The sequence below is a fragment of the Vibrio sp. V12_P9A6T4 genome (assembly GCF_963874835.1).
Taxonomy (GTDB): domain Bacteria; phylum Pseudomonadota; class Gammaproteobacteria; order Enterobacterales; family Vibrionaceae; genus Vibrio; species Vibrio anguillarum.
The window spans coordinates 21165-34990 of record NZ_CAWNJO010000059.1 but is presented as its reverse complement, the minus strand read 5'-3'; the positions used below and the strand labels follow the sequence as shown (position 1 = coordinate 34990).

The 13826-nt window shown below is 45.5% G+C and carries 14 protein-coding genes; 10 read left to right on the top strand and 4 right to left on the bottom strand.

Going from position 1 to position 13826, the window contains the following annotated elements; genetic code table 11:
* Positions 1-212: 212 nt before the first annotated feature.
* The gene (locus AACQ42_RS09760; RefSeq protein ID WP_013855503.1) at positions 213-836 is read left to right on the top strand and encodes a lysoplasmalogenase; all 624 of its coding nucleotides are present in this window, start codon (positions 213-215) and stop codon (positions 834-836) included.
* Positions 837-936: 100 nt separating this feature from the next.
* Positions 937-1524, top strand: coding sequence for a YhgN family NAAT transporter (locus tag AACQ42_RS09755; RefSeq protein WP_094126872.1), 588 nt, complete (start codon positions 937-939; stop codon positions 1522-1524).
* A gap of 75 nt (positions 1525-1599) precedes the next feature.
* On the opposite strand, the gene AACQ42_RS09750 is transcribed toward AACQ42_RS09755, so the two are convergent.
* A complete protein-coding gene (locus AACQ42_RS09750) occupies positions 1600-1866 on the bottom strand; it encodes a DUF1145 domain-containing protein (RefSeq protein WP_013855495.1) in 267 nt (88 codons plus the stop codon).
* Positions 1863-2462: a 16S rRNA (guanine(966)-N(2))-methyltransferase RsmD gene (gene rsmD, locus AACQ42_RS09745; RefSeq protein ID WP_026028287.1), complete on the bottom strand. Its 600-nt coding sequence runs from the start codon at positions 2460-2462 to the stop codon at positions 1863-1865. Before rsmD ends, AACQ42_RS09750 begins: the two co-directional genes overlap by 4 nt.
* 206 nt (positions 2463-2668) lie before the next feature.
* On the opposite strand from rsmD, the gene ftsY reads away from it, so the two are divergent.
* The 6 genes from ftsY (at position 2669) to glpG (ending at position 8139) form a co-directional block, all read left to right on the top strand.
* A complete protein-coding gene (gene ftsY, locus AACQ42_RS09740; protein ID WP_013855493.1) occupies positions 2669-3853 on the top strand; it encodes a signal recognition particle-docking protein FtsY in 1185 nt (394 codons plus the stop codon).
* 62 nt (positions 3854-3915) lie between these two features.
* On the top strand, positions 3916-4590 hold the full coding sequence (ftsE, locus tag AACQ42_RS09735) for a cell division ATP-binding protein FtsE (protein ID WP_010316903.1): 675 nt from the start codon (positions 3916-3918) through the stop codon (positions 4588-4590).
* Positions 4580-5548 (top strand): permease-like cell division protein FtsX, encoded by a 969-nt coding sequence (gene ftsX, locus AACQ42_RS09730; RefSeq protein WP_013855492.1) that lies wholly within the window; start codon positions 4580-4582, stop codon positions 5546-5548. Before ftsE ends, ftsX begins: the two co-directional genes overlap by 11 nt.
* A gap of 175 nt (positions 5549-5723) precedes the next feature.
* Entirely contained in the window at positions 5724-6581 is an 858-nt protein-coding gene (gene rpoH, locus AACQ42_RS09725) for an RNA polymerase sigma factor RpoH (RefSeq protein ID WP_013855491.1), read from the top strand.
* A 395-nt stretch (positions 6582-6976) separates the two neighbouring features.
* A complete protein-coding gene (glpE, locus tag AACQ42_RS09720) occupies positions 6977-7297 on the top strand; it encodes a thiosulfate sulfurtransferase GlpE (RefSeq protein ID WP_010316900.1) in 321 nt (106 codons plus the stop codon).
* An 8-nt stretch (positions 7298-7305) separates the two neighbouring features.
* On the top strand, positions 7306-8139 hold the full coding sequence (glpG, locus tag AACQ42_RS09715) for a rhomboid family intramembrane serine protease GlpG (protein ID WP_047690446.1): 834 nt from the start codon (positions 7306-7308) through the stop codon (positions 8137-8139).
* A 32-nt stretch (positions 8140-8171) separates the two neighbouring features.
* Here glpG and AACQ42_RS09710 read toward each other — a convergent pair whose 3' ends face one another.
* Positions 8172-8579, bottom strand: coding sequence for a flagellar basal body-associated protein FliL (locus AACQ42_RS09710; RefSeq protein WP_013855488.1), 408 nt, complete (start codon positions 8577-8579; stop codon positions 8172-8174).
* Positions 8580-8815: 236 nt separating this feature from the next.
* Here AACQ42_RS09710 and AACQ42_RS09705 point away from each other — a divergent pair, with 236 nt between their 5' ends.
* Together AACQ42_RS09705 and ubiA are read left to right on the top strand one after the other, a co-directional pair.
* The gene (locus AACQ42_RS09705) at positions 8816-9370 is read left to right on the top strand and encodes a chorismate lyase (RefSeq protein ID WP_013855487.1); all 555 of its coding nucleotides are present in this window, start codon (positions 8816-8818) and stop codon (positions 9368-9370) included.
* The gene (ubiA, locus tag AACQ42_RS09700; protein ID WP_017042069.1) at positions 9367-10221 is read left to right on the top strand and encodes a 4-hydroxybenzoate octaprenyltransferase; all 855 of its coding nucleotides are present in this window, start codon (positions 9367-9369) and stop codon (positions 10219-10221) included. Before AACQ42_RS09705 ends, ubiA begins: the two co-directional genes overlap by 4 nt.
* An 81-nt stretch (positions 10222-10302) precedes the next feature.
* Here the strand turns inward: ubiA and plsB are convergent, their stop codons facing one another.
* Positions 10303-12726, bottom strand: a complete 2424-nt coding sequence (gene plsB / locus AACQ42_RS09695; protein WP_013855485.1) for a glycerol-3-phosphate 1-O-acyltransferase PlsB — start codon at positions 12724-12726, stop codon at positions 10303-10305.
* Positions 12727-13826: the final 1100 nt, after the last annotated feature.

Sequence of the window (13826 nt, the reverse complement as noted above, 5' to 3'; positions counted from 1 at the left end):
TTGTAAATGAGTGGAATGTCTCTGGGTGTCATTGTGGTGATTGAAAGTGAGGGTTAGTGAGCAAAGAGTGAGCTTTGATTGTTTTCGCACTCTTTGTTGTTGAATAAAGCCAACGTTCCGATTCGCTAGCAAGATCCAATTTTTGCGTTCATCTGCTGGACTTCAATGATGACATGCCTACACTGACCGCAGATTTTTAAAGGGGAAATGAGATGTGGAGTTGGCTCTCCGTTGCTTTGTCTGGATTCATTAGTATTTCGGCTGTTGAAAGTAACAAAATCAAGCAAGCGGTAATGTTTAAAACACTCAGTATGCTGTTATTGGTGGCGATAGTTCTAAACCATACCACGCAGCTCACTTCTCCTATCTTATGGGTCACGCTCGGTCTGCTTATTTCCGCAATCGCGGACACATTGCATCTGTTGCAACGCTACTCAAAACTCTGTTTTGCTAGCTTTCTTGTCGCACAGTTGATGTACAGTAAAGCCTTCTGGGCGCAACTTTCTGACACTATGGTGTGGTGGCTACCTGCCCTTTTGATTGCGACCAGTATTGTGGCTTTTTTCCTATTGCTGCCGCAAATTGACACCTTGATCTTTCCCGTAACCATTATGGGTATGATGTTAGTTCAGTTGGCGTGGGCGGCGGGAGAGTTGTGGCTGCAGACGCAAACAGTGCCTGCCTTTGCCGGGTTTGTTGGCTGTCTGGTGCTGATGCTCTCGGCCAGTTTGTTAGCCATTCACGATTACCGCAGGCCATTGCCTTGTGGGCGCTATCTTATTTCTGGCAGCTATTTATTAGCGCAAGCGTTAATCTCTGCCTCGGTGGCCTTGTAAACATTATCGCGTCATCTATATCGTTACTTTCAGGAGCATCGAAATCTCATGACTGGGCTGATATACTGCGGCCACTTTAAATCGATGTGAGTAGTGAGAGATGGATATTTTATCGGCGGCGACCATGCTTTTTTTGATCATGGACCCGCTTGGCAACCTGCCGGTCATGCTCTCCATCTTAAAACACCTTGAACCCAAACGTCGCCGTGTTGTGCTCGTGCGTGAACTCTGTTTTGCGTTGATCATTTTGATGTTGTTCCTGTTTGCTGGCAAAAACATCATGGGTTTTTTGCACGTGCAACCGGAAACTCTCAGCATTTCTGGCGGTATCATTCTCTTCATCATCTCGATTAAAATGATTTTCCCTAGTGCAGGTAGCATTACTGGATTAGCGGCGGGGGAAGAGCCCTTCATCGTACCGATGGCAATTCCGATGATCGCGGGTCCTTCAGTGATTGCGGCCTTACTGCTTCTTTCGACTCAGCACCCTGACAAACTCCTTGAGCTGTCAGCCTCTGTACTGCTCGCGTGGGGCGCTACTTTCATCATTTTGATGTTCTACGGTTTCTTCCACAAAGTGCTGGGTGAACGTGGTTTAAAAGCGGTCGAGCGTTTGATGGGATTATTGCTAGTGATGATCTCAACGCAAATGTTCTTAAATGGCGTAAAAAGCTATATGGGGCTGTGATTCGGGGATAAAAAAGCCGCCTATCGTGTGAACTTGAAGCGGCTTTTCCTATGTTGCTTTCTTTATGCCGTTAACTTACGTCATGTGTTTGCGGCGGATATCGAGCAGCGCGAAGACTCCAAATACCAGAATCGACCATTTTTCCCAACGGCTCATGCTGATCTTGTCACCAAACGCACCGATAAAAATCAGCATTTGTAGTCCGTGCATAATGAACAAAAATGCCGTCATAATATAAAGTGCAATCGCCGCTTTACCGGGGAACGGCATGAAGATATTCAGTAATAGAATCAACCAAACAAAAGCAATCGCCGCTTTTGCAAGTACCAGTAACACTCTCATTCCGAGCTCCTCTCAAATAGTCGATAACTGACTTGGCCTGCGTTTTTCTCACGGTGTAGATGCCAATTAGCAGGGATGCCTTCTAGCGCCAATTCTTTTTCCGTCTCAATATAAATTAGCGCTTCATCGGCAAGCCAGCCATTTTGTTCTAAAAGCGAGACGGCTTCGCTTAATAAGCCTTGGCGAAACGGCGGATCGATGAACACCACGTGGTGAGGCGTCCCTTGCTGCTTGAGAAAGGCCAGCGCATCACTATTTATCGCTCGTAAGTTGGTCGCGTTGAGCGCACCAATATTATGTTCAAGCTGTTTGAATGCCGTCGGGTTGAGTTCAATCAGCGTCACGGATTCTGCTTGCCTTGAGGCGGCTTCAAACCCAAGGCTGCCAGAGCCTGCAAATAAATCTAAGCAGTGTGCACCAGGGATCTCCTGTGCTAACCAGTTAAAAAGAGTTTCTTTGACGCGATCCGTCGTGGGACGCAGACCTTGGGCATCATGAACAGGCAGTTTACGACCTCTCCATAAGCCACTAATAATGCGAACAAAGCCCGTTGAAGGCTTATTTTGTGATGAGTTTTGTTGGCGACGTCTTACCATAGATTTTTTGACCGCTAATAAAGTGATACTATACCCAATCTGCCAACCCGAAACGGGTTTGGTATAGCCATTGAATTTCAATAATGACAAAGTTTACCAATCTAATTGGAAAGTTTTCACTGCTTTGTCATTTTTCTTTTTCTTACGAGGGATAATCCTTCAAGAAAAGGGTCGTAGTTAGTTAGGTAGATCTAGGATATCCCCAGATGACGGAAAAAAAGAAACGTGGATTACTCTCTTGGCTCGGTTTTGGTGACGAAGAATCAAGTAAATCAACCAGCGAAACAGAACAAGTGCTTGAGCCATCTACGCTTGTAGAACCAGTTGATTCTGAGCAAGAACAAGAAACGACGGCAGTTGCTCAACCCATCGAAGAGCCACACACTGCGCTAGCAGAAGCAGAAGCAGAAGCAGAAGCAGAAGCAGAAGCAGAAGCAGAAGCACGAATTCAAGAGCAAGAAAAACCCAGCGAGAGTTTTTTCGCACGCTTAAAACGCAGCCTTAGCCGAACCAAAGCCAATATTGGTGCGGGTTTCTTTGGTCTGTTTAAAGGCAAGAAAATTGATGATGAGCTGTTTGAAGAGCTGGAAGAGCAACTGCTGATTGCCGATGTTGGGATGGAAACCACACTCAAAATCATCAGTAATCTAACAGAAAAAGCCTCTCGCCACGCGTTGAAAGATGGAGAGGCACTCTACGGTTTACTGAAAGACGAAATGGCCGACATTTTGGCCAAAGTAGAGCAACCGTTAGTGATCGATAGCCAAAAAACGCCCTACGTTATTTTAATGGTCGGCGTCAACGGTGTAGGCAAAACGACCACGATAGGTAAGTTGGCCAAACAGTTTCAAGCTCAAGGTAAAAAAGTGATCTTAGCGGCGGGCGATACTTTTCGTGCTGCGGCTGTTGAGCAGTTGCAAGTGTGGGGCGAGCGTAACAATGTACCTGTGATTGCGCAGCACACTGGCGCAGACAGCGCATCAGTGATTTATGATGCGATTGAGGCCGCCAAAGCACGTGGTGTGGATGTGGTGATCGCCGATACTGCTGGTCGCTTGCAAAACAAGAGCAACCTCATGGAAGAGTTGCGTAAAATTGTGCGCGTCATGAAAAAAATTGATCAATCAGCGCCGCATGAAGTGATGCTGACGTTAGATGCCGCTACTGGGCAAAACGCCATCAGCCAAGCAAAACTCTTTAGTGAAGTGGCCCCGGTTACTGGGATCACATTAACCAAGCTGGATGGCACGGCGAAAGGCGGCGTTATTTTTGCGCTGGCCGATCAGTTTGAAATTCCGATCCGCTTTATTGGGGTTGGCGAAGGGATTGACGATTTACGTCCGTTTGAAACGCAGCAATTTATTGAAGCTCTGTTTAGCCGCGAAGAGTAAGTGTGCGTGGGTGCTCAATGAGCACCTCATCATCCAATGGAGACTGGTGAGAGGAATAGCGAGTGATTAAGTTTCAACAAGTCAGCAAAGCGTATCGCGGAGGCCGTCAGGCGCTGCAAAAGGTCGACTTTCACCTACGCCGAGGAGAAATGGCGTTTTTGGGTGGGCACTCCGGAGCCGGTAAAAGCACCTTGTTGAAGTTAATCTGTGCGATTGAGCGTCCAACCGATGGGCGCATCAGCTTTAACGGTCACGATATTACGCGTATTCCCAATCAAGATATTCCCTTTTTACGCCGCAACATCGGCATCGTGTTTCAAGATCATCGCTTACTGATGGACAGAACGGTTTACGACAATGTGGCATTGCCAATGCGCATTGAATCGATTTCAGAAAATGAAATTAAGCGTCGCGTCTCAGCCGCGCTGGATAAAACCGATCTGCTAGACAAAGCACGCTGTTTACCGAGCCAACTTTCTGGGGGTGAGCAGCAACGAGTGGGTATCGCAAGAGCGGTCGTGAACCGACCTACCTTACTGCTGGCCGATGAGCCTACGGGTAACTTAGACCCAGAGCTTTCTAATCGTGTGCTTAAACTGTTTGAAGAGTTTAACCGTGCCGGAGTCTCTATTTTGCTTGCGACGCACGACATCAGCTTAGTCAACACGCGTCCTCAATATCGTCATTTAGAACTTAACCAAGGTTTTTTAAGCGAGGTAGAAGACTATGGCCGTTAAGTCGTCGAATAAAAGGAACGCGAAAGCACGTGAACCGAAACGGGCCAAAACCGATAGTTTTTTAGCCATCCACTTTAAGCAGGCCAAGGCCTCATTTTCAAGTTTATGGTCACGCCCACTCGGCAATATTTTAACGCTCGCCGTTATTTCGATGGCGCTTGCGATGCCAGCCTGTATGTACCTGCTGAGCAAAAATATCGCGTCTGTAGCCAATAATGTCACCAGCCCTGCTCAGATTAGTGTCTATCTACATGAGCGCACACCTGAAGCACGAATTATGGTGTTGAAAGATGAGCTAGAAAGTTTGGCCGATGTCGCCAGCGTGGAGTACATCTCACCGCAGCAAGGATTGGATGACCTGAGTCAATACGCCGGGTTTGAACAAGCCATTAGTTTATTGGATGATTACGCTTTACCTGGCGTGCTTATTGTTACCCCGCAGGTTGAGCAGCAAGAGCAAATCAAAGCGCTGGCGAAAAAAATACAAGCAGAACAAGACGTCACGGATGTACGCTTGGATGAAGATTGGCTTGCTAGGTTAAACGCCATTCGAACTTTAGCGGCGATCATTGTCGCGAGTTTATCGGTATTGATGTTGGGCGCTGTATTTCTGATTGTGGGCAACACCTTGCGCTTTAACGTACAAGCCAATAAAGAAGAGATCCAAACCATGAAATTGATCGGTGCCACCGATCGCTACATTTTGCGTCCTTATCTCTATGCTGGCATGTGGTTTGGCTTGTTGGGCGCATTCGCCGCTTGGCTGTTAACCGCTTTTGTGACTATTTTATTGAACGGTGCCGTTGAAGATCTTGCCCTACTGTATGACAGCCGTTTTCGTCTTATTGGCCTAAGTTGGGATGAATCCTTACTGCTGTTGATGCTCGGTACTTTCTTAGGATGCGTAGCGGCAAAAGTATCTGCGCAGCGTCATTTAAAAGAAATTGAACCAGTTTAGTTGAATATTGTCATATGTAGGCAATAACTGTTGGCTAGCTTTAGCCACAGCACTTGTATAGGCGACTTGTTTATGCATAATAGTTTCCCCTTGCTTGAATCTTGTTCATTTTAGGTTCAAGATTGTCGGGTTAAAAACATCCATTACTCCAGATCAGAAATTGATGAGGAATTGAATGACAAACCAAACGTATCAAATGGCTCTCGTTTCACAAGACAGCTTAGACAGCTACATTCGTTCAGTGAACAGCTACCCAATGCTGAGCGCGGAAGAAGAGCGGTCACTCGCAGAGCGATTACATTACAAAGGTGAAATTGAAGCGGCGAAAGGGTTGATCTTATCGCACCTTCGATTCGTTGTTCACGTTGCTCGTGGCTATTCTGGTTATGGCCTGCCCATGGCGGATTTAGTTCAGGAAGGCAATATTGGCTTAATGAAAGCGGTGAAGCGTTTCAACCCAGAAGTTGGGGTGAGACTGGTTTCCTTTGCTGTGCACTGGATCAAAGCTGAAATTCACGAATACGTGTTACGCAACTGGCGCATTGTAAAAATAGCGACCACGAAAGCGCAACGTAAGCTATTCTTCAACCTACGCAAATCGAAAAAGCGTTTAGGCTGGTTTAATAGCGGTGAAGTGGAAGCGGTTGCCCGTGAGTTGGGCGTTGACCCAGCTGAAGTGCGAGAAATGGAATCACGCTTAGCCGCGCAAGATGCCACCTTTGAAATGTCGGCGGAAGACGATGATTCGAGCTCTTCTTACACGGCACCTGTGCTTTATCTCGAAGATAAGCATTCGGATCTTGCGGATAACATTGAAGCGGCGAATTGGGAACATCACACCAACAATCGTTTAAGCTTGGCGTTGGCTAGCTTAGATGAACGCAGTAAACATATTGTGCGCTCTCGTTGGTTGGATGATCAAAAAGCTACGTTACAAGAGTTAGCGGAAGAGTATGGTGTCTCAGCTGAGCGTATTCGTCAGCTAGAAAAAAATGCAATGAAGAAGCTAAAGGATGCTGTCGGCGAGTTCTAATCACTGACTCATTGTGAAGCGCATTAAAAACCGAGATCTTACGATCTCGGTTTTTTTATTTTTGATCACTTAAAGTGATCAAATTTTCAGCGTGCTGATTGTGGATAACTCTGTGACAAAATTATTCGTGAGCTGTCATCAAGTCGGTTAAATCAAGGCTTGAACACCGTTTTATATTTGGGGATATGTATTGTGTTACACACAGAAAAGTAAGGATCATCACTACATGTTGTGGATCTATTTCTCATTTACTACTTTATCAACGCAATCCACAAGATTATCCACAAACGGCGAAAAAGTGATCAGTGGTGGATAACCTTATAAAGGCCGTGTACTTGATTGCCTTGGGATAGGTTACAATCAAACGCCAAAAATAAAACCAATCAGAGGAAGCGATGGATCAGTTTCAACATATCAATGCTCAAGCAGCACAAGCTTTAATGGAACAACATGATGCGCAATTAGTGGATATTCGTGATGCGCAATCTTTTGCGGTTGCACATGCAAATGGCGCATTCCACTTAACCAACGACAGCATGGTTTCATTTATGGAAAAAAGCGAATTTGACCAACCCATTTTAGTGATGTGTTATCACGGTATTAGCAGCCAAGGTGCTGCACAGTATCTGATTAACCAAGGTTTTGAACAGGTGTATAGTGTGGATGGTGGATTCGAAGCTTGGCATCGTGCAGGCTTGCCCGTAACCAGCAATTAGGATGACTTATGTTAAGACTGATCACGCTCAATAACCCAAGAATGGCGCAAGCCTTTATTGATTACATGGCCTCTCGTGAAATTGAGATTCAAATGATGCCGGAAGGGAGTGGTCAATTTGCGTTATGGTTACTTGATGAGCAACATCAGATTGAAGCCGAAGCAGAACTCAACCATTTTCTGCACAATCCAAATGATAGAAAGTATCAAGCCGCTTCATGGGATGTGGCTGAAAGCCGCAAAAGTCACTTTCAATATCGTTCACCGAGCATGTTGGCGATGCTCAAAGCCAAAGCTGGGCCTTTAACACTGGGCGTGATGATGGTATGCGCCATTATCTTTGCATTGCAGCAGTTTGGGCTAGCCAATCAAGTATTTTCCGCATTACATTTTCCTGCTTTGGCTGGGCAGCAATGGCAGATTTGGCGCTGGTTTAGTCATGCTTTACTTCATTTCTCTGTGCTGCACATCGTCTTTAACTTGTTATGGTGGTGGCAGTTGGGGGGCGATGTTGAAAAACGGCTTGGCTCATTCAAACTTGGACAGCTATTTTTAGTGTCAGCATTGTTGTCCGGTGCGGCTCAGTACTGGGTTGAAGGAGCCAATTTTGGTGGTTTATCGGGTGTGGTCTATGCGTTGGTCGGTTATCTATGGATGCTTGGTTGGAAAGCCCCTCATCTTGGCTTGCAAATGCCCAAACCCGTGATCGGTTTCATGCTGGTGTGGTTGGTGCTCGGCTTTGTGCAACCCTTTATGGCGATTGCCAACAGCGCGCATTTAGCGGGTCTATTTGCAGGAATCGCCTTTGGATTAAATGACGCCAGCCGTCATCGAACTCGTTAAGCAAAAACATCAATAGAGCGACAATTGCTGCTCTATTGATAGATGTATTTAGTAAACAGTAGGTCAGCAATAATGGTTCGGCCTATTTCAGGCAGTAACACCGCGTTGAGCTCTGTGACCAACGTTTTTCTTAAATCTTCCCGACCTGCGAGTGATTTTATCGTCTCTTCGGTCTGTTTACCGAGTAGCTCGACGATGGCATCACGAATCAGTGGTTGGTGCCGTTCAACGGCGGGTAAATCGGCGTCGCTGGATACCATCACGTCGATACGAACTTGGATGTAACCTAACTTATTTCCTTTAGTGAAAAAGTTGGTGGTGAGATCCGGCTCTAAGGTAAAGTACGCCAGCCTAGGCGCTTTTTCATCTTGTGCATAACTTGGTAACGCACAAAACAAGCTTAGAGCGATAATTATTTGGGCTACATAACGTTTAAGCATATTTCTATCTTTTCTTTAGTTGGTTCACGATACTCGAATCGCTTGAGTCTTGTTACAATAGAGCATCGGATTGTAATCAAAATGCTTATCTCGTTGTTTGGAATATACCGCAGTTGTCGCTTCCCGTTTTTACAAGCGGGTTTTTAACCTCCAACCGAGGGATTCTGTGAGTGAGCGCTTTTTATGGTTGTGTTAACCAAAAATGGACCTTTATTGTATGTTGATAAAGCCACTAATTGAATACTAGTATGAATCAATCAATTTCGCTCTATCTGTCTGCTTTGCGAGAAGTAATTTGGCAACAACCTGACGTTTTTTCTTTTCCTGATCAGGTTTCTCAGTCTTGGCTTTTAGAGCAAGGATCATTATCTCGCGTGTTAGAGGCGCAGTGTCAGCAACTGAGCGTTGAACTACTGCACAATAAGCTCGTTGAGGCAGAAAAATTACAGGGCGATGAGATGGCTCTGTTATCTGATGAAGCCTGTTTGTTACGCCAGGTTGTGCTGCGTGGTGATCAACAGCCATGGGTTTTAGGCCGTACTTTAATTCCTCAATCTTCGATGCTGGGTCAGCAATATGACTTAGCGCGCCAAGGTGATATTCCGCTTGGGTTAACGGTTTTTCGTGCTGAGCACGTTAAGCGTGACGCACTACAAGTGGGCTGGGCAATGATGGAAGAGGGGCCGTTGCTTGCACGCCGTTCACGATTATGGATGAATAATAAACCGATGTTAGTTGCGGAGCTGTTTTTACCCTTTTCACCGATTTACTCTAAGGAGAGAGTGTCATGACTTTGGTTAAGGCGCGTGCTTATTGGCAACTGATGCGCATGGATCGGCCAATTGGTTCTTTGCTATTGTTGTGGCCAACCTTATGGGCATTGATTTTAGCCGCGCAAGGTTTCCCCGATCCTAAAGTATTATTGGTATTCGTGTTGGGGGTGTTGTTGATGCGCTCAGCGGGTTGCGTGATCAACGATTTTGCTGATCGCAGAGTCGATGGACATGTTAAACGAACCAAACAGCGGCCTTTGCCTGCCGGGCGAGTGACAACCAAAGAGGCGATTGCACTGTTTTTAACGCTAGGTATCACTTCTTTCCTGCTGGTTTTGACCATGAATCCACTCACGGTTCAGCTCTCCTTTGTCGGTATCGCATTAGCGTTTGTTTATCCGTTCATGAAACGTTATACACACCTTCCGCAGTTGGTATTAGGGCTGGCCTTTAGTTGGTCTATTCCGATGGCATGGGCGGCGCAAGCCAACGAATTGCCAGCGGTGATGTGGGGGCTATTTTTGATCAATGCGTTGTGGACTGTGGCGTATGATACGCAGTATGCGATGGTTGATCGTGATGACGATATTAATATCGGAGTCAAATCGACCGCTATTTTATTTGGTCGTTTTGATAAAATCATCATCGGCATTTTACAGTTATTGGTACTGGCGTTGATGATCGCACTTGGTGGCTATTATCAGTTAGGGGCGAGTTTTTATTGGTCAGTATTGGCTGCAGCGGCTCTGTTTGTCTATCAGCAGCGTTTAATTCGTCATCGTGATCGTGATTTATGCTTCCACGCTTTTCTCAATAACAATCACGTTGGCATGGTGTTAACGTTGGGCCTGCTTTTTGCGTTTTGGTAAGTAGTTCACTAGTTTTTGTAAGTACTTCACGAATAAAGTAAAGGCATCCATTGGGATGCCTTTACTGTTTCTTACGCCCGATTAGTTCGCTTGGCAGAGACTTTCTTGAATGGTTAAGCGAATTTCAGGATAGAGCATCGAGTAAAGTAGGCGTGCTAGCTGAACGGTTGGTTCTAAATGGCAATTGCCATCAACATCCAAATAGCCCTGCTCTTTGAGCGTGACAAACATGGCGGAGAATACCCCTTTATCAAAAAACTCAGGGGCATTGATGCCATGCAAACGGCCAAGACGTTGTGCAATTTCTTGGCTTTTTTGCTCTAAATCTGATTTGCCCACTTCAGGGTTGGCAACCAGTAGATTGAGAGCAATCGCGTAGCGTTGTAGGGTTTCTGAAATGGTACGACCGAGCAGCATCAACACTTGTGTTTTGGCTTGGTTAATGGCCACGACACCCTCTTCTAGCGTCACTAATTGTTGACGTTGCAGTTCGTTAACGTAAGCGTTGACTACATCTGCGAGTTCATCTTGCGCAAAGCTTAAAAATAGCTCCTGCTTTAAGAAGGGATAAATCAGTGCCACATTGGCGGTTATCTGCTCTAGTGATAGCGTTTGCTGGCGGATCAACATCTGCGCAATCAGTGAGGGAATGGCAAACAGATGAATGATGTTATTGCGATAGTAGGTCATCAAAATCGACTGATTGCGGTCAAGAGAAATAATCTCACCCATGGTATCGGATTCAATTACAAACTTGTCGAGCGACTGTGCATGGTTAACCAGTTCTTCCGCACTGGCTTTAGGCACAGTGCAGGTTGCTGAGTAGCGCACGTTATTTAGTAGCGATAAATAGCAGTCGATTTGCTTAACCAAATTGTCACGAGCCAGTGCGCTTTGGCGTGAAGCAAGTAACGCGGTGGCACACAAAGTTAAGGCATTGGCCGCCGCCGCATCGTTAATGTGCGTCATCATCTTGGTGGCCAGTTGGTTAACAATAGGGTTGATCCACTGCGGCTTGGTGCTGCCCATAGGGTCAATATCTTGCGTCCATTCTGGCACTTGCTCGTTAAGGTATTGGTTCAACGGGATCGGTTCGCCGAAATTGACATAGCCTTGGCCAAAATTACGCAGCTTGCGAATCGTGCGCAGCACTAAACCCGCATTTTCTTTCTCTTTGCTTTTGCCGCGTAGCTCTTTGGCGTAAGTGCTTACTTCCATCACATGTTCATAACCGATATAAACTGGAACGAGGGTCACCGGGCGGTTAAGGCCGCGCAACATGGCTTGGATGGTCATCGCCAGCATGCCTGTTTTCGCTGGCAGTAAACGGCCAGTGCGTGAACGGCCACCTTCGCTGAAATATTCAACTGAATAGCCTTTGGCAAATAGCTCGGCCAGATATTCGCGGAAAATGGTCGAATAGAGCTTATTGCCTTTAAAGCTGCGACGAATGAAGAATGCGCCGCCACGGCGGAAAATCGGACCTGCTGGGAAAAAATTCAAGTTGATTCCGGCGGCAATATGCGGTGGCACCATACCTTCGCGATACAGCACATAAGAAAGTAAGAGATAATCCATATGGCTGCGGTGGCAAGGGACATAGACAATCTCGTGTCCATCTTGCGCAAGGCGACGCACGGTGGCGGCATTATTTATATTAAGCCCTTGGTAAATGCGGTTCCATAACCAGCCCAGTATGCGCTCTCCTTTCTTGATTAAGGAGTAAGAGAAATCAGCGGCAATCTCATCCATGATGTCATGCGCTTCTTTGCGCGCTTTTTCGAGGGAGATATTGTTGGCTTTCGCTTGATCTTCAATCGCTTTTTCAATCGCTTGTGATTTAATTAGGCGGTTAAACAGCGCTTGGCGATTGGGCAAATTTGGCCCAGAAGCTGCCAGCTTTTGGCGAGAGAAATGAATACGAGCCACTCGTGCCAATTTATGCGCGATAGATTCGTCGGTGCCGTGTGAATCAGCCATATAGCGCAGTGAAACGACGGGGCTAAAGCGCACCATGCAATCGCGTCCAGCAAAAATTACCGCGAGTGCTTTTTGTGGGCCATTTAAGGCTTGGAGATAGGGTTTCTCTTGCCCCTCTTTACCTGGTTTACGTCCCCAAAGCACCGTCGCTGGGATCATTTGAACGTCCAATTCCGTATCAAACTTATGTAGCTCAAGCAGTTCAGAAAAAAGAGCGATAGAGTCACTAGGAACGTGCTGATCATTGCGCATCAAGGTTGGGCGCGCCGAGATGAAAACATAACGGGCAAAACTTTTGCCGTTTAGCTCAAGTGGTTGCAGCGGATCAGGTAAACCCAGTTCTTTGGCGTGAGTTTGCAAGGTGAGCAAATCAACACTTGAGCGAAAAGGTAAGGCGTAAACAATCGGCTTGTGAATATCAATGCCGTGGTCTTCTATTGGATTAGAAGGGATCGCCGTGCCTTTGACCAACGCAGACAAAGGTAATTTTAGTAGTGAACGAGATAATGAGTGTCCAGAAGACATAAAGGTCGTCGCCTCAAGAATATTTCAATATGCTTAAGCGCATGTCCATTTCCCTGTGAGTTGATACTCAGAGAAATCGATATGCGCCGAAGCGGCTAGCTATTTTTGAGCCGCAAGGATACCAGAAACTGGTCAAACCTTTTAATCATTATTGTTTAGTAAAACAGCATCACTTGCGAGCGCAGTGAGTGAATCGGTAAGGTATTTATCGGTCGATTGCGGCATTTTTTGTAAATGTAGGTAACAGTTAAGAATGAAATTTTTTATTAATTAAAATCAATTTGTTAACTAGCATTCTCCAGTTTAGCACTAGAACTCTGCTTAGTTTTTTCGGCTAAGACTGAAATTTGCCTTATAGGAAAATGTAGAGAAATGGCACGATTTAGGCTGCAACTTATTACAAATTGCAGCTAACGTTAGGTCATATAAGAATATATGCAAAGATATAAACAAATGTTAACAAACCCAGCAGGGTGCTGGATTTATGGACGAGCGGCTATTTTGATTAGAGAAGGGGGTTAGATTATTGGGATAATAGAATGCCGTCTTTTAGCAGTGATGGGTGCTGATAGCTAATGCCTAACGTGTTGAGTTTAGTGATTGCTTCTGTGATATCTAAATCACGGAGCATACACCATTGGTTCAGAAGGACATTGTCGTTGAAAAATAGTCGCTATGTACTTATGTTGAAGTACCAGCTTTTCATGGAAAAGCTCTCTGAATGCGTAATACTGAACCTCGTTAAAGCCACATATCTCTTTCATTGTTGTCTTCGGATATAAGTTTAGAAACTATTGAGAAAACATGTCATCCAGAGCGTTAAGAATTTGCTCTCTATTGAAAAACAAGTCTGATAGTTTCAGTCTTGAATTTTCTAAAGCAAATATCTGAATGTTGGACCCAGTTATCGCTTCAAAAATCACTCCAGCATCTCGGTTGCTCGTCATGTCGAAGTAACGCGGTTTCTTTTTAATGTCTTCCGAGCTTATCAGATCGGATGTCGGTCGATTGATAGACTCTTAATTTTAAGTGGAGATAATTCTTCGCTATCTCACAAAGCTACAACCTTTTAGTCCTGGTTTTTTGCCAGATTATCATTA

Bases quoted from the DNA above. Each gene is read 5' to 3' on its own strand.
- ftsY (WP_013855493.1), top strand. From the start codon at position 2,669: ATGACGGAAAAAAAGAAACGTGGATTACTCTCTTGGCTCGGTTTTGGT.
- plsB (WP_013855485.1), bottom strand. From the start codon at position 12,726: ATGTCTTCTGGACACTCATTATCTCGTTCACTACTAAAATTACCTTTG.
- AACQ42_RS09755 (WP_094126872.1), top strand. From the start codon at position 937: ATGGATATTTTATCGGCGGCGACCATGCTTTTTTTGATCATGGACCCG.
- ubiA (WP_017042069.1), top strand. From the start codon at position 9,367: ATGACTTTGGTTAAGGCGCGTGCTTATTGGCAACTGATGCGCATGGAT.
- AACQ42_RS09760 (WP_013855503.1), top strand. From the start codon at position 213: ATGTGGAGTTGGCTCTCCGTTGCTTTGTCTGGATTCATTAGTATTTCG.
- glpE (WP_010316900.1), top strand. From the start codon at position 6,977: ATGGATCAGTTTCAACATATCAATGCTCAAGCAGCACAAGCTTTAATG.
- ftsX (WP_013855492.1), top strand. From the start codon at position 4,580: ATGGCCGTTAAGTCGTCGAATAAAAGGAACGCGAAAGCACGTGAACCG.
- rpoH (WP_013855491.1), top strand. From the start codon at position 5,724: ATGACAAACCAAACGTATCAAATGGCTCTCGTTTCACAAGACAGCTTA.
- glpG (WP_047690446.1), top strand. From the start codon at position 7,306: ATGTTAAGACTGATCACGCTCAATAACCCAAGAATGGCGCAAGCCTTT.
- rsmD (WP_026028287.1), bottom strand. From the start codon at position 2,462: ATGGTAAGACGTCGCCAACAAAACTCATCACAAAATAAGCCTTCAACG.
- AACQ42_RS09710 (WP_013855488.1), bottom strand. From the start codon at position 8,579: ATGCTTAAACGTTATGTAGCCCAAATAATTATCGCTCTAAGCTTGTTT.
- AACQ42_RS09750 (WP_013855495.1), bottom strand. From the start codon at position 1,866: ATGAGAGTGTTACTGGTACTTGCAAAAGCGGCGATTGCTTTTGTTTGG.